12 protein-coding genes are annotated in these 14,789 nt (G+C 68.0%); 5 read left to right on the top strand and 7 right to left on the bottom strand.

Annotated elements, in window-relative coordinates; genetic code table 11:
• Positions 1-15: 15 nt before the first annotated feature.
• Positions 16-630 (top strand): NAD(P)-dependent oxidoreductase, encoded by a 615-nt coding sequence (locus KXR53_RS25460; protein WP_437378104.1) that lies wholly within the window; start codon positions 16-18, stop codon positions 628-630.
• Positions 631-773: 143 nt separating this feature from the next.
• Positions 774-1,193: a DoxX family protein gene (locus KXR53_RS25465; protein ID WP_437378105.1), complete on the top strand. Its 420-nt coding sequence runs from the start codon at positions 774-776 to the stop codon at positions 1,191-1,193.
• A 111-nt stretch (positions 1,194-1,304) separates the two neighbouring features.
• Here the strand turns inward: KXR53_RS25465 and KXR53_RS25470 are convergent, their stop codons facing one another.
• The 7 genes from KXR53_RS25470 to KXR53_RS25500 all read right to left on the bottom strand — a co-directional run bounded on the left by KXR53_RS25470 (position 1,305) and on the right by KXR53_RS25500 (position 9,516).
• A complete protein-coding gene (locus tag KXR53_RS25470) occupies positions 1,305-2,324 on the bottom strand; it encodes an agmatine deiminase family protein (protein ID WP_437378106.1) in 1,020 nt (339 codons plus the stop codon).
• A gap of 422 nt (positions 2,325-2,746) precedes the next feature.
• Entirely contained in the window at positions 2,747-3,583 is an 837-nt protein-coding gene (locus KXR53_RS25475) for an ABC transporter permease subunit (RefSeq protein WP_437378107.1), read from the bottom strand.
• Entirely contained in the window at positions 3,580-4,548 is a 969-nt protein-coding gene (locus KXR53_RS25480) for an ABC transporter permease subunit (RefSeq protein ID WP_437378108.1), read from the bottom strand. Before KXR53_RS25480 ends, KXR53_RS25475 begins: the two co-directional genes overlap by 4 nt.
• Positions 4,545-5,690, bottom strand: a complete 1,146-nt coding sequence (locus KXR53_RS25485) for an ABC transporter ATP-binding protein (RefSeq protein ID WP_437378109.1) — start codon at positions 5,688-5,690, stop codon at positions 4,545-4,547. Before KXR53_RS25485 ends, KXR53_RS25480 begins: the two co-directional genes overlap by 4 nt.
• 71 nt (positions 5,691-5,761) lie before the next feature.
• On the bottom strand, positions 5,762-6,859 hold the full coding sequence (locus KXR53_RS25490; RefSeq protein ID WP_437378110.1) for a polyamine ABC transporter substrate-binding protein: 1,098 nt from the start codon (positions 6,857-6,859) through the stop codon (positions 5,762-5,764).
• Positions 6,860-7,068: 209 nt separating this feature from the next.
• Positions 7,069-8,454, bottom strand: coding sequence for an aspartate aminotransferase family protein (locus KXR53_RS25495; RefSeq protein WP_437378111.1), 1,386 nt, complete (start codon positions 8,452-8,454; stop codon positions 7,069-7,071).
• A gap of 216 nt (positions 8,455-8,670) precedes the next feature.
• On the bottom strand, positions 8,671-9,516 hold the full coding sequence (locus KXR53_RS25500; RefSeq protein ID WP_437378112.1) for a phosphodiester glycosidase family protein: 846 nt from the start codon (positions 9,514-9,516) through the stop codon (positions 8,671-8,673).
• A gap of 269 nt (positions 9,517-9,785) precedes the next feature.
• On the opposite strand from KXR53_RS25500, the gene KXR53_RS25505 reads away from it, so the two are divergent.
• Genes KXR53_RS25505 through KXR53_RS25515 form a run of 3 tightly spaced genes read left to right on the top strand, consistent with a single transcriptional unit; the run spans position 9,786 to position 14,771 of the window.
• A complete protein-coding gene (locus tag KXR53_RS25505; protein WP_437378113.1) occupies positions 9,786-10,976 on the top strand; it encodes an efflux RND transporter periplasmic adaptor subunit in 1,191 nt (396 codons plus the stop codon).
• Between the two features lie 13 nt (positions 10,977-10,989).
• Positions 10,990-14,199, top strand: coding sequence for an efflux RND transporter permease subunit (locus KXR53_RS25510; protein ID WP_437378114.1), 3,210 nt, complete (start codon positions 10,990-10,992; stop codon positions 14,197-14,199).
• A complete protein-coding gene (locus KXR53_RS25515; RefSeq protein WP_437378115.1) occupies positions 14,196-14,771 on the top strand; it encodes a cytochrome b in 576 nt (191 codons plus the stop codon). Before KXR53_RS25510 ends, KXR53_RS25515 begins: the two co-directional genes overlap by 4 nt.
• Positions 14,772-14,789: the final 18 nt, after the last annotated feature.

Below are 14,789 nucleotides of genomic sequence, written 5' to 3' on the forward strand. Positions count from 1 at the left end.
AGTTCGGAGAATTCCATGGCGAAGCTCGCCCTGATCGGCGCCACCGGCAATGTCGGCTCCAAGATCCTGGCCGAAGCGCTGAACCGCGGCCACGAGGTCACCGGCATCGTCCGCAACCCCGAGAAGCTGCCGCAGCGTCCAAAGCTGACCGCCAAGCGCGGCGACGTGTTCGACGCCGACGGCCTGGCCAAGCTGCTGGCCGTGCACGACGCGGCAATCAGCGCGGTGCATTTCACCGCCTCCGACCCCGCCCTGCTGCTGCGCGCGGTCAAGGCCTCCGGGGTCAAGCGCTACCTCGTGGTCGGCGGCGCCGGCAGCCTCGAGGTCGCGCCGGGCGTGCAACTGGTCGACACGCCGGAGTTCCCGGCGATCTACAAGGAGGAGGCGTCCAAGGGCCGCGACTTCCTCAATCTGCTGCGCGGCGAGACCGAGCTGGAGTGGACCTTCCTGTCGCCCTCGGCCGTCATCGCGCCGGGCGAGCGCACCGGCAAGTTCCGGCTGGGCGGCGACCAGCTTCTGGTCAGCGCGGACGGGCAGAGCCGGATCAGTCAGGAGGACTACGCGATCGCCATGATCGACGAGCTGGAAAAACCGGCCCATATCCGGCGGCGTTTCACCGTCGGCTACTGAGCACGCCGGACGATTGTCTCAGTCGGCGCGACGGATTGTTGTCGGACCGGCGCTTGACGGTGCCGCACCGAAACAACTTATTCATAGCGCCGCCGGAGCCCCGCACCGCGGCGCCTTCCCTCTTCACGATTCTGGAGATCATCATGGCCGATCTGAACGAGCAGCTCGACCAAACGTGGGCGCCGCGCGTGCTCAGCATTCTGCGCATCGCCACCGCCCTGTTCTTCCTGCAGCACGGCCTCGCCAAGCTGTTCGGCTTTCCGCATGTGCCGTTCTTCGACGGGCTGGAGCTGTTCTCGCTGATCGGGCTGGCCGGCGTGCTGGAGATCGTCGGCGGCGTGCTGCTGCTGATCGGGCTGTTCACCCGCCCGGTCGCCTTCATCCTGTCCGGCGAGATGGCAGTGGCCTACTTCATGGCCCACGCCTCGCAGAGCTTCTTCCCGATCCTCAACAACGGCGAGCTGGCGGCGCTGTACAGCTTCGTCTTCCTGTACTTCGCCGCCGCCGGCGGCGGGGCCTGGAGCCTGGACGCGGTCCGCAGCCCTCGGCTGGCGACAGCCTGACCTATCTCGTCATTGCGAGCGCAGCGAAGCAATCCAGGGCCGTTTGCGTGGCCCCTGGATTGCTTCGTCGGCTTCGCCTCCTCGCAATGACGGCCTTTGCCGACGCCCCGGTCAGGGCGCCGGCTGCTGCTGGGTGATGCAGTGGATGCCGCCGCCGCCGAGGAAGATGTCGCGGGCGTGGACCTGGACGACGCGGCGGTTCGGGAAGGCGTCGCGGATGATGCGGAAGGCGCGCTCGTCCTCGGCCACGTCGAAGGCCGGCATCACCACCCCGCCATTGGCGATATAGAAGTTGATGTAGGACAGGCTCAGCCGCTTGCCCCTGTGCTCCTGCCGCGCCGGCTGCGGCACCTCGATCACCTGCAGCGGCCGGCCCTTGGCGTCCCTGGCCGAGCGCAGGATGTCGAGATTGGTCTGAAGCACGTCGAAATTCCCGTCGCTCTTGTTGTCGGTCGACAGCGCCAGCACCACGCCCGGCCGCACGAAACAGGCGATCTCGTCGATATGGCCGTCGGTCTCGTCGTCCTCCAGCCCCTCCGGCAGCCAGATCACGGTGGAGACGCCGAGCCAGTCACGCAGGTTCTGCTCGACCTGGGCCTTGGTCACGTCCGGGTTGCGATTCGGGTTGAGCAGGCACTGTTCTGTGGTCAGCACCGTCCCTTCGCCGTCGACATGAATGGCGCCGCCCTCGAGCACGAAGGGTGCGCGGAAGCGGCGGGCGCCGACATGCTTCAGGATCCTCTTGGCGACCACGGCATCGCGGCTGTAGGGCTGGTACTTCTGGCCCCAGGCGTTGAAGCGCCAATGCGCGCCGGCGAGATGGCCGTTGCGGTCGAGCAGGAAGGTCGGGCCCGAATCGCGCAGCCAGCTGTCGTCGATCTCCATCGACACCACGTCGATCGGGGTGCCGTTTCCGAGCGTCAGCGACGCCTCGGCCACATCCGCCGGGTTGCAGACCATCGTCACCGGCTCGAAATCGGCGATGGCCCGGGCGACGTCGGCATAGGCGGTGCGGGCGGCGTCCATGTGCTCGCCCCAGACCTCCTCGCGGCACGGCCACGCCATCCAGCACCGGCTGTGGCGCTCCCATTCCGCGGGCATGACATAGCCGAGGGATGCAGGGACGGTCACAATAGGGTTCCGCAGTGGTTCTCGCTCAAGCGCCAGAGGCTAGCGCCCGCTGCGTTCGGATGAAAGAGCCGGTTTGCGGTCCCCCGACATGGAACGGGCCCGACCGTATGGCCGGGCCCGAGAAACCGGTCGTCCCAAAGGACTATGACGACAGCGCGACAATCAAATGCGGCGCCGAGAGATCGACTTTTCCCCCTTCGCCAGATGGCGCCCGAACGGGGCCAGACGAATGGTTCCAAAGATCGACAGAAACGACATAAGAAACTCATGCATTGTTTTCGAACGCCATAGATATAGTCGATCTCTGGCGATTTTTGCTCAGCGGCCGGCGCCGTGGGCCGCATGCGCGCCGCGCATGACTCAGAGTGCTGCGCGGCGCCGCGGAAATTCGCAAGGAAACGCCGTTTCGGTTCGCCCCGGCCTCAGCTTCCTGCGGCGAAGGCCAGCTGCTCGTCCCGCCGCCGCTTCTTTTCATGCCGCACCAAGAGGCCGCCGGCGACGACCACGCCGATGGTGACGATCACTACGATGATGGTGGCCAGCGCGTTGATCTCCGGCGTCACGCCGAGCTTCACCTTGGAGAAGATATAGACCGGCAGCGTGGTCGAGCCGGGGCCGGAGACGAAGCTGGTGATCACCAGCGTGTCCAGCGACAGGGTGAAGGACAGGAGCCAGCCGGCGATCACCGCCGGCGAGATGATCGGCAGGGTGATCCAGAAGAACACGGTCAGCGGCCGGGCGCCCAGGTCCATCGCCGCCTCCTCGATCGATTCGTCGAGGCTGACCAGGCGCGACTGCACGATCACCGCGACATAGGCCAGGCAGAAGGTGATATGGGCGATGGTGATCGTCAGCATGCCGCGGCCCTGCGGGAAGCCAAGCAGCCCTTCCATGGCCACGAACAGCAGCAGCATCGACAGGCCGGTGATCACCTCCGGCATCACCAGCGGCGCCGTGACCATGCCGGAGAAGAGTGTGCGGCCTCGGAACCGGCCGAAGCGGGCCAGCACCAGCCCGGCCACCGTGCCGAACACGCAGGCGACGGTGGCGGCGATCGCGGCGATCTCCAGCGACCGCCGCGCCGCATCCAGCATCTGGGCGTTCTCCAGCAGCGTGCCGTACCACTTGGTGGAGAAGCCGCCCCAGATCGTGACCAGGCGGCTGTCGTTGAAGGAGTAGATCATCAACAGGATGATCGGCACGTAGAGGAAGGCGTAGCCGAACACCAGGGCGCTGAACAGGAACCAGGGCCGCCTCACCGCTCCGCCTCCTGCTGTTTCGCCTGGACGTACTGGAAGACCATGATCGGGATCACCAGAACCAGCAGCAGCACGATCGCGACCGCCGAGGCGACCGGCCAATCGGTGTTCTGGAAGAACTCGTTCGACAGCACCTTGCCGATCATCAGCGTGTCGATGCCGCCGAGCAGCTCGGGGATGACGTATTCGCCGACCGCCGGGATGAACACCAGCAGCGAGCCGGCGATGATGCCGGGCATCGACAGCGGCAGGGTGATCAGCAGGAACGCCTTCCACGGCCGGCAGCCTAGATCCTCCGCCGCCTCGAGCAAGGTGACGTCCAGCTTCTCCAGCGTCGCGTAGAGCGGCAGGATCATGAAGGGCAGGTAGGAATAGACGATGCCGATATAGACGGCGATGTCGGTGTGCAGGATCTCCAGCGGCTGGTCGATGATGCCGAGCCAGAGCAGCAGGTTGTTGAGCAGCCCCTGGCTCTGGAGGATGCCGATCCAGGCATAGACCCGGATCAGGAACGAGGTCCAGAACGGCAGGATCACCAGCATCAGCAGCGGCACCCGCCACTGCTGGCCCGACCGGGCGATGGCATAGGCCATCGGATAGCCGATCAAGAGGCTCAGCAGCGTCGAGATCGCGGCGATCTTCACCGAGCTGAGATAGGCGGTGACGTAGAGCGGGTCGTCCAGCAGGAACTGGAAGTTGCCGAGGCTGAGCGTGATGCCGAGATGGGTCTCGTCGACCCAGTCGAGCAGCGCCGTGTAGGGCGGCATCCCGATCACCTTGTCGGCGAAGGCGATCTTCAGGACGATGACGAAGGGGATCAGGAAGAACAGGAACAGCCAGGTATAGGGGATGGCGACCACGAGGGTGCGGCCGAGCCGGCCGCCCAGCCGCCGCAGGATCGACGGCCCTGCCGCGACCCGCGGCGCCGCGCCTTCCGCCGTCTCGCTCGCCGTCACCGCGGTCATTGCGTCAGCACCACGCCGGCGAAGGGCTGCCAGGACAACCAGACCTCGTCCTCCCAGGTGATCGGCATCTCGGTCAGGCGCGAGACGTTCGGCGCCGTCACCCGCACCGTCTTCCCGTTCGGCAGCGCGATCAGATAGATCGAGAGGTTGCCGAGATAGGCGATCTCCTTGACCACGCCGGCGGTGCCGTTATAGGCGCCGTCGCCGCGCTGCTTCGAGATCGCGATCTTCTCCGGTCGCACCGCGACCCAGACCTGAGTGCCGACCGGCACCGGCAGGCCATGGCTGACATGGAGCCGACAGCCGGCCTCCGGGCTGTCGATGATGACGTGCTCCGGATGGTCCTCGGCCACCCGGCCCTCGAACAGGTTCACCGAGCCGATGAAGTCGGCGACGAATTTTGACTGCGGGTATTCGTAGATCTCCGCCGGGGTGCCGAGCTGGGAGATGTAGCCGGAGTTCATCACCGCGATCCGGCTGGACATCGTCATCGCCTCCTCCTGGTCGTGGGTCACGACCACGAAGGTGATGCCGACCTTCTCCTGGATGTTCACCAGCTCGAACTGGGTCTGCTCGCGCAGCTTCTTGTCGAGCGCGCCGAGCGGCTCGTCCAGCAGCAGCAGCTTCGGCCGCTTGACCAGGCTGCGCGCCAGGGCGACGCGCTGGCGCTGGCCGCCCGACAGCTGGTGCGGCTTGCGCTTGGCGAAGCGGCCGAGCTGGACCAGGTCTAGCACCTCGGCGACGCGGGTCCTGATCTCGGCGGCCGGCACCCGGTCCTGGCGCAGGCCGAAGGCGACGTTCTGTTCCACGGTCATGTGCGGGAACAGGGCATAGGACTGGAACATCATGTTGACCGGCCGCTCATAGGGCGGCACGGCGGTCATGTCGACGCCGTCGATGTAGATCTTGCCCTCGGTCGGCCGCTCGAACCCCGCCATCATGCGCAACAGCGTGGTCTTGCCGCAGCCCGACCCGCCCAGGAGGGCGAAGAACTCGCCGCGATAGATCGACAGGCTGACGTCGTCGACGGCGGTGAAGTCGCCGAATTTCTTGGTCACCTTCTCGATCCGGACGTAGGGCTTCTCGTCCGGATTGCGCCATGGCTGCGGCGCGGTCTGCTGCTTCGGCTTGGCTTGGCCCATCCCCGTCCCGGCCCCCTGTCTCCCTCGAGAAGCGGCCGCCGCCCCTGTCCGGATGCGGCGGCCGCCCTTGGCTACTTGCCGGTGCGGATGCGCGTCCAGGCGCGCGTGCGCAGCCGTTCATAGCTGGAAGACGCCTCCTTGATCGCGAACAGGCGCTTCATCACGTCCTCCGGCGGGAAGACGTTCGGGTTGTTGGCGATCTCCGGGTCCATCAGCTCCCGGCTGCCCTTCACCGCGTTGGCATAGCCGACATAGTCGTCGATGCCGGCCATCACCTTCGGGTCGAGAATGTAATTGATGAAGGCGTAGGCCTCCTCCGGATGGGGCGCGTCCTTCGGCATGGCCATCATGTCGAACCAGATCAGCGTCCCTTCCTTGGGGATGATGTAGTCGATGTTGACGTTGTTCTTCGCCTCCTCGGCCCGGGCCTTAGCGATGTTGACGTCGCCCGACCAGCCGATCGCGACGCAGATATTGCCGCCCGCCAGATCGTTGATGTACTGCGAGGAGTGCATGTACTTCAGCTGCGGGCGGAACTTCATCACCGCCTCCTCGGCGGCCTTCAGATCCTCCGGCTTCTCGCTGTTCGGGTCGAGCTTCAGGTAGTTCAGCACCACCGGCAGGATGTCGGTCGGGCTGTCCAGCATGGTGATGCCGCAATCCGCCAGCTTCCTGGCATTCTCCGGCTTGAACACCAGGTCCCAGCTGTCCAGCGGCACGTCGCCCAGGCGCTTCTTCACCTGGTCGACATTGTAGCCGATGCCGACCGTGCCCCATTGATAGATGATGGCGTGCTTGTTGCCCGGGTCGGCGCCCTCGACCAGCTTCAGCAGCTCCGGATCGAGGTTCTTCCAGTTCGGGATCTTGGAGCGGTCGAGCTCAGCATAGACCCCGGCCTTGATCTGCCGGGACAGGAAGGGCTGGGCCGTCGGCACCACCAGGTCGTAGCCGGAGTTGCCGGTCAGCAGCTTGGCCTCCAGCACCTCGTTGTTGTCATAGGTGTCGTAGACCGTCTTGATGCCGGTCGCCTTGGCGAAGTCGTCGAGCGTGGTCTCGCCGATATAGTCCGACCAATTGTAGATGTTGACGACCTTCTCCTGGGCCAGCGCCGGCGCCGCGGCGGCGCACAGCGCCGCGCTCGCGAGAAGGCTTTGCACGAAACGTTTCATGTCACCATTCCCTGTCTGTGATCTGGTCGAGACCCGTCGAGCCGGCTCCCCTTCTGATTCATGCAACCCGGCGCCGTGAACCCTGTCAATCTCGGCGATGGCGCAGTGCACAAGGCGGCGCTCGAACCGCCCTCCTGTGCCCTGGGTTCGTGACATTTGCAACCCCGTCCGCAATGAAGAAGGGCGGCCGCATCACGGCCGCCCCGCCTTCACATCCTGCCGACGTCCCGGGCCGTGGCGTCGATCGCGATTTTGGCCCGCCGCACCAGCTCGTCGACCTCGTCGCGCGAGATCACCAGCGGCGGCGCCAGCACCATCGTGTCGCGCACCGCGCGCATCACCAGGTCGTTGTCGAAGCAGTGGTTGCGGCAGGTGGTGCCGACCGCGCCGTAATTGGGGAAGCGGCGGCGGGTGGTCTTGTCCTGAACCAGCTCGATGCCGGCGATCAGGCCGACGCCGCGCACCTCGCCGACGATCGGATGTTCGGCGAAGGCCTCGCGCAGCCGGTCCTGGAAATAGGGGCCGATATCGGTCCGGGTGCGCTCGACCAGCCGCTCCCGCTCCAGGATCCGGATGTTGGCCAGCGCCACGGCGCAGGCCACCGGGTGACCGGAATAGGTGAAGCCGTGGTAGAACTCGCCGCCCTTCTCGATCAGTGTCTCGGCCACGGTGTCGCCGACCATGACGGCGGAGAGCGGCAGGTAGCCCGAGGTGATGCCCTTGGCCAGCGTCATCAGGTCCGGCTTGATGCCGAACAGGTCGGAGCCGAACCACTCGCCGGTGCGGCCGAAGCCGCAGATCACCTCGTCGGCGATCAGCAGCACGTCGTATTCCCGGCAGATGCGCTGCAGCTCGGGGAAGTAGCTCGCCGGCGGGACGATAACGCCGCCGGCGCCTTGGATCGGCTCGGCGATCACCGCGGCGACGCTGTCGGCGCCGAGCTCCTTGATCCGATCCTCTACCGCCTTGGCGGCGAGCTTGCCGAAGGCCTCCGGCTCGAGGTCGCCGCCGTTGTCGTACCAGTAGGGCGCCATGACGTGGTGGAAGCCCGGGAACGGCAGGTCGGCCTGGCGGTGCATCGCCCCCATGCCGCAGAGCGACACGGCGGTCATGGTCGAGCCGTGATAGCCGTATTGCCGGCCGATGATCGCCTTCTTGCGGTGCTTGCCCTTCAGGTCCCAGTAGTGCCGGACCATGCGGACGATGGTGTCGTTCGCCTCCGACCCGCTGTTGGCGTAGAAGACGTGGTTGAGGCCGGCGGGCGTGATCTCCGCCAGCTTGGCCGACAGCTCGGCCGCGGCCGGCGTCGTGGTCTTGAAGAAGGTGTTGTAGAAGGGCAGCTCGAGCATCTGCTCATGGGCGACGTCGGCCAGCTCCTTGCGGCCGTAGCCGACATTGACGCACCACAGCCCGGCCATGCCGTCGACCATCTGGCGGCCTTCGGAATCCCACAGCCAGACGCCCTCGGCGCGGGTGATGATGCGGCTGCCGCCCTCGCTGGCGAGCGACTTGTAGTCGGTGAAGGGATGCAGGTGATGGGCGGTGTCGATCGCCTTCCACTCGGCGGTGGAGCGGCTGGCGGCAAAGCTGTTCATGACGCGACCTCGCGTGAATCCGATCTGAAGGGGCGGAATCGGGGCCGCGTCCCGCGGCGGCCCCATGCAGGTCAGGCGCGCGGCGGGTTGTAACCGATGCGGGCGCACAGCAGCATCAGCTCCTGCTTGCGCGATCGGCGACTGCGATGGGGCCATGGCCGTGTCATGGTGACCTCAGGATATCGTCACCGATGCACGGCGTCACTAACCAAGCAGCTAGCTCACTGGCGCGGCGCGGTCGAACACGGCGAGGATCGGGCCGACCCGGATGCCCCAGCCGACCGACAGCCCGTCCGGCGCCGACAGGGCCGAGATCGAGCCGTCGAGATAGAGCGCGTTGCGGCAGCCCAGCGCGTCGCGGAACAGCCGGGCGAAGCTGCCGAAGCTGACCCCATCGCGCGAGATGGCGAAGACCACGGTGTGGCCGTCGCGCACGCCGACGCCGTTGCGGATCTTGCGCGACGTGCCGTCCTCGCTGAACAGCGGGTGCAGGGCGCCGTCGATCACCAGCATCGGGCCGGACTGGGTGGCGATCCGGGCGGCCGGGGCCCGCCGCAGATAAGCCTCGGTCTCCAGGATGCCGGCGCCGTCGTCACCGGCGTAGAAGACGCCGTTCGGCTTCATGAAGAAGTTGCCGTCGCCATCCGCCAGATTGGCCGGATGCAGCTCCTGCCCGCCGGAGACGAAGAGCCCGACCGGCGACAGGTCCGAGTGGTACATGCCGGCGTTCATCGCCACCCGCGGCGGGTCGCCCGCGGCCGTCATCGCCCGCTTGAAGGCGTAGAGCGAGCCGTAGGGCTGGCTGTTCCGGTCCTGCCAGAACAAGCCGAGCCGGTAGCGGCGCAGGTCGATCTCGCAGACGGTGTAGTCGACCGCCTCGAAGGACAGCGGCCGGCACAGCGGCGCAGCGGCGGCTTCGGAGGCCGGGGCCGTGACCGGCGCGGCGGGCGCCGGCGGGGCCGGCTCGGCCACGCTTCCCGGCCGGGGCGTGCTGACGCCCGTGCCGCAGGCCGCGGTGGCGAGAACGGCGAGCATGGGCAGAAGCGGCCGGGTACGGCTCATCGGGCGGCGCTCACGTCATCGGATGGCGGGCGGATCTACATAGCAGCGTGGCCGGACAGTGCGGCAAGATTCAGGATGCCGGGTGCGGCGCAACCGGCCTGGGCCCCGGCCCTCGTATCGAATTGTGCAATGCAGCAATCCTGAGATATTTCGCGACAATTCCCGATCCGCCCCGACACAGTTCTGAGACATCCGGCCGGCAAGCTGCGGCGGTATCGGGAAGGCGGGGCTTTCTCCGCCCATCGGCTCGACGCCATAGGAGCGCAGACATGGGACGCCCGGTCACTCGGACGTTGGCGGGAGTTGTCGCACTGGCCCTGATCGGGGGGCTGGCAGGGCTGGGATGGCAGGCGTCGCGGAGCACCGCGGCGACCGGTCAGGCGGCGGCGCGGCCGGCCCCCACCGTGATCGTGTCCCAGCCGCTGGTCCGGCGGATCGTCGATCAGCGGGAATATGCCGGCCGTTTCGAGCCCACCGCCAGCGTGGAGATCCGGGCGCGGGTCTCGGGCTATCTGCATTCGATCAACTTCGATGACGGCCAGATCGTCCAGGCCGGCCAGGTCCTGTTCACGATCGATCCCCGCCCCTATCAGGCCGCGGTCGCCGAAGCGCAGGCGCAGTTGTCCAGCGCCCGGGCGCAGCGCGACCTCGCCGATCTGGAGCTCCGCCGGGCCGAGCAACTGGTCGGCACCTCCGCGGTCTCCCGCGCCACGCTCGACCAGCGCCGGCAACAGAAGCAGGCGGCCGATGCGGCCTTCGAGCTCGCCCAGGCAGGGTTGACGCGCGCGCAGCTCGACCTGGAGTTCACCGAGATCCGCGCCCCGATCAGCGGACGCGTGTCGAACCGGCGGGTCGACCCCGGCAGCCTGGTGTCGGACAGCGGCACCCTGCTGACCACCGTCGTCGCCCTCGACCCGATCTATTTCGTCTTCGACATGAGCGAGCGCGACTTCGTCGCCTATGAGCGGGCGGTCAAGTCGGGAGAGTTGCGGCCGATCCGGGACAAGGGCGTGCCGATCGAGGCCCGCCTGCACGACGACGACGGCTGGCCCTATCGCGGCACGATGAGCTTCGTCGACAACCGGCTCGAGACGGGCGCCGGCACGATCCGCGCCCGCGCGGTGCTGGCGAATGCGGACTTCTTCATCACACCCGGGCAGTTCGGCCGCCTGCGCCTGGCCTCGTCCGGCGCGCACGACGCCCTGCTCATCCCCGAAGCGGCGCTGCTGACCGATCAGGCGAGCCGCATCGTCCTGACCGTGGGGGAGGACGACGACACGCTGCGCGCCGTCCCGGTCCGGCTCGGGCCGCGGCAGCCGGGCGGCCTGCGCGTGGTCGAGAGCGGGCTGCAGCCGGAGGACCGGGTGGTCATCAACGGCCTGCTGCGCGCCCGAGCCGGCCAGAAGGTGGTGCCGGAGGCCGGCGAGATCGCGCCGGCTGCGGCGGCGATGATCAACTGACGCGGGGCCGATCATGCGCCTGGCCCATCTCTGCATCGAGCGGCCGATCCTGGCGACGGTTCTCTCGGTCCTCGTCGTCCTGGTCGGGATCGCCGGCTACGTCATGCTGCCATTGGCGCAGTATCCCGAGATCACGCCGCCGACCGTGGTGGTCCGCGCCCAGTATCCGGGCGCCTCGGCCGAGGTCGTCAGCAGCACCGTGGCCGTCCCGATCGAGCAGGAGATCAACGGCGTCGAGAACATGCTGTACATGTCCTCGCAGGCCACGGGCGACGGCCAGCTCACCATCACCGTCACCTTTGCGCTGGGCACCGATCTCGACGAGGCGCAGGTGCTGGTGCAGAACCGAGTGGCGGTCGCGGAGCCGCGGCTGCCGGAGGATGTCCGCCGCCTCGGCGTGACCGTCCGGAAGGCCTCGCCGGACATCCTGATGGTGATCCAGCTGTTCTCGCCGGACGGCTCGCGCTCGCCTCTCTACCTCTCCAACTACGCCACCCTGCAGATCCGCGACGCGCTGCTGCGCGTCGAGGGCGTCGGGGATGTGCGCCTGCCCACGGCCCGCGACTACGCCATCCAGGTGTGGCTCGACCCGGACGCGGTCGCCGCCCGCAGCCTGACGGCCGGAGAGGTTCTCGCGGCGCTGCGGGCCCAGAACGTCCAGGTCGCCGCCGGGGTCGTGAACCAGCCGCCGGTGTCATCCGACGGCGCCTTTGAGCTCAATGTCGATACGCTGGGGCGCTTGTCCGATCCGGCCCAGTTCGAGGCCATCATCGTCAAGACCGACGCCGATGGCCGCGTCACCCGGATCCGGGACATCGCCCGGGTCGAGCTGACGGCGCAGAGCTTCCGCGGCTCGGCCTATTTCGACGGGCGCGGCTCGCAGCCGATCCAGATCTTTCAGCAGCCCGGCTCGAACGCGCTGGAGACAGCCGACCGCGTGGCCGCGGCGATGGCGGAGCTGGGCCGGAACCTACCGGCCGGGGTCGAATACGCCATCCCGTTCAACCCGACCCGGTTCATCGCCGAATCCGTCAGCGAGGTCTACAAGGCCATATTCGAAGCGATCGCGCTGGTCGTGCTGGTGGTGATCCTGTTCCTACACAGCTGGCGCGCGGCCATCATCCCGATCCTGGCCATCCCGATCTCGCTGGTCGGCACCTTCGCCGTCATGGCGGGGCTCGGCTACTCGCTCAACAACCTCTCCCTCCTGGGGCTGGTCCTGGCCATCGGCATCGTCGTCGACGATGCGATCGTCGTGGTCGAGAACGTCGAGCGGCATCTGCGCGCCGGGCTGTCGCCGAAGGAGGCGGCGCACCGCTCGATGGACGAGATCAGCGGGGCGCTGATCGCCATCGCCCTGGTGCTGTGCGCGGTGTTCGTCCCGGCCGCGATGATGGCCGGCATCTCCGGCCGGTTCTTCCGCCAGTTCGCGGTGACGATCGCCGCGGCGACGGCGATCTCCGCCTTCGTGTCGCTGACGCTCAGCCCCGCGCTCTGCGCCCTGCTGCTGCGGCCGCATGGCGACCACGCGGCCATGCCCCGCAACATCCTGCTGCGCGGGCTCGCCGCCGGCGCCCGCGGTTTCAACGCCGGTTTCGACCGGCTGTCCCTTGGCTATGGCGGGCTGACCCGGCGGCTGCTGCGCGTCGGCCTCCTGGTCCTCGTCGCCTATGCCGGTCTGCTCGGCCTGACCGGCTGGCAGTTCAGCCGGGCGCCGACCGGCTTCATCCCGGTGATGGACCAGGGCTATTTCCTGACGGCGGTCCAGCTGCCGCCCGGCGCCGCCCTGGCCCGCACCGACGCTGTGATGAAGGCCGTGTCCGACCGGCTGGCGGCGACCGACGGCGTCGCCCATACGGTCGCGATCGCCGGCGTCGACGGCGCCACCTTCACCAACGCCTCGAACAGCGGCGTCGTCTTCGCGATCCTGGATCCCTATGAGGAGCGGACAGAGCGCGGCCTCGACGTCGACCGGATCATCGCCGCTCTGACGATGCAGTTAGCCGACGTCCCCGAGGCCCGGGTCGTGCCGATCAAACCACCCTCGGTCCGCGGCATGGGTAACACCGGCGGCTTCAAGATGATGATCGAGGACCGCATCGGCGGCACGGCGGAGGAGCTGGAAGCCGCCGTCCGGCAGGTGGTCGCCGCGGCCGGCCAGTCGCCCGAATTCGCCAACGTCTTCTCGCCCTTCAACACTGCCACGCCGAAGCTCTACGCCGACATCGACCGGGTGAAGACCGAGATGCTGGGCGTGCCCGCCAGCCGCGTGTTCGAGACGCTCGAGATCTATCTCGGCTCGGCCTATGTGAACGACTTCAACCTGCTCGGCCGCACCTTCCAGGTCCGGGCGCAGGCGGACAGCCGGTTCCGCCAGGACTCGGCGGCGCTCGAGGCGCTGAAGACCCGCAGCGAATCCGGCGCCATGGTCCCGATCGGCTCGGTCGCGACCTTCGAGGAGCGGACCGGTCCATACCGCATCCCGCGATACAACCTCTATCCCGCGGCCGAGGTGCAGGGCGCGCCGGCCGCGGGCGTGTCGACCGGCACCGCCCTCGACCGGATGGAACAGATCGCGGCCGAGACGCTGCCCGACGGCTACGGCTTCGAATGGACCGAGGTCGCGTTGCAGGAGCGGCTGGCCGGCACCAGCGCCCTCCTCGTCTTCGCGGCCTCGGCGGTGTTCGTGTTCCTGCTGCTCGCCGCCCTGTACGAGAGCTGGACCCTGCCGCTGTCGGTGATCCTGATCGTGCCGATGTGCCTGCTGGCGGCGCTGACCGGGCTTCTCGCCTCCGCCATGGACGTGAACATCCTGGCGCAGATCGGTTTCGTGGTGCTGATCGGCCTCGCCGCCAAGAACGCCATCCTGATCGTAGAATTCGCGCGGCAGGCCGAGGCCGCCGGCGCCGACCGCTTCGAGGCGGCGATCGACGCCGCGCGCGTCCGCCTGCGCCCGATCGTGATGACCTCCCTCGCCTTCATCCTCGGCGTGGTGCCGTTGGTGATGGCCACAGGCGCTGGGGCGGAAATGCGCCAGTCGCTCGGCGTGGTGGTGTTCTTCGGGATGGCCGGCGTGACCGCCTTCGGCCTGGTCTTCACGCCCGTCTTCTACGTCGCCTGCCGTGGGTTGGAGCACGCGGCCCGACGGCTCGCCGGCCGCGCCAAGCCCCTGACAACGGCGCCCACCGCAGCGTCTCCATCGATGCAGAAAGGTCACGAATGACCACGGACGTGATGACCGCCGCCCCCCGCGAGGCCTCCCGGCGCTACACCGCGACCGCGCAGTGGCTGCACTGGGTCTCGGCCCTGCTGATCCTCGCCGTCCTGGTCCTGGCCTGGGTGATGGAGAGCCTGCCGAACGGCGATGCCTCGCGCGCCACCGTCATCATGCTGCACAAATCGGTCGGGCTGACGATCCTGGCCCTGACCGCCGTGCGGCTGGCGTGGCGGGCGATCCATCCGCCGCCCCCTTCGGCGCGATGGGCGGCCTGGGAGGCCGCGGCCGCCACGGCCAGCCATTGGCTGCTCTACCTCGTGCTGCTGGCGATGCCGATCAGCGGCTATCTGATGTCCGCCGGCCGCGGGCGTGCCATCCCGTATTTCAACCTGTTCGACGTGCCGCTGCTGACGCCGGCGACCGATGCGATCTGGCGGATCGGCAGCACGGTACATGCGGTCGGGCAATGGGCGCTTTACGCCCTCGTCGTGCTGCATGTCGCCGCCGCGGTCTGGCATGTGGCGATCCGGCGCGACGGCACGCTGGACCGGATGCTGCCGGAGCAGACCGGTGCGTGAGAGGCCGTCTCCCGCCAC

It is taken from the genome of Inquilinus limosus (genome assembly GCF_051487185.1).
GTDB classification, from domain to species: domain Bacteria; phylum Pseudomonadota; class Alphaproteobacteria; order DSM-16000; family Inquilinaceae; genus Inquilinus; species Inquilinus limosus_F.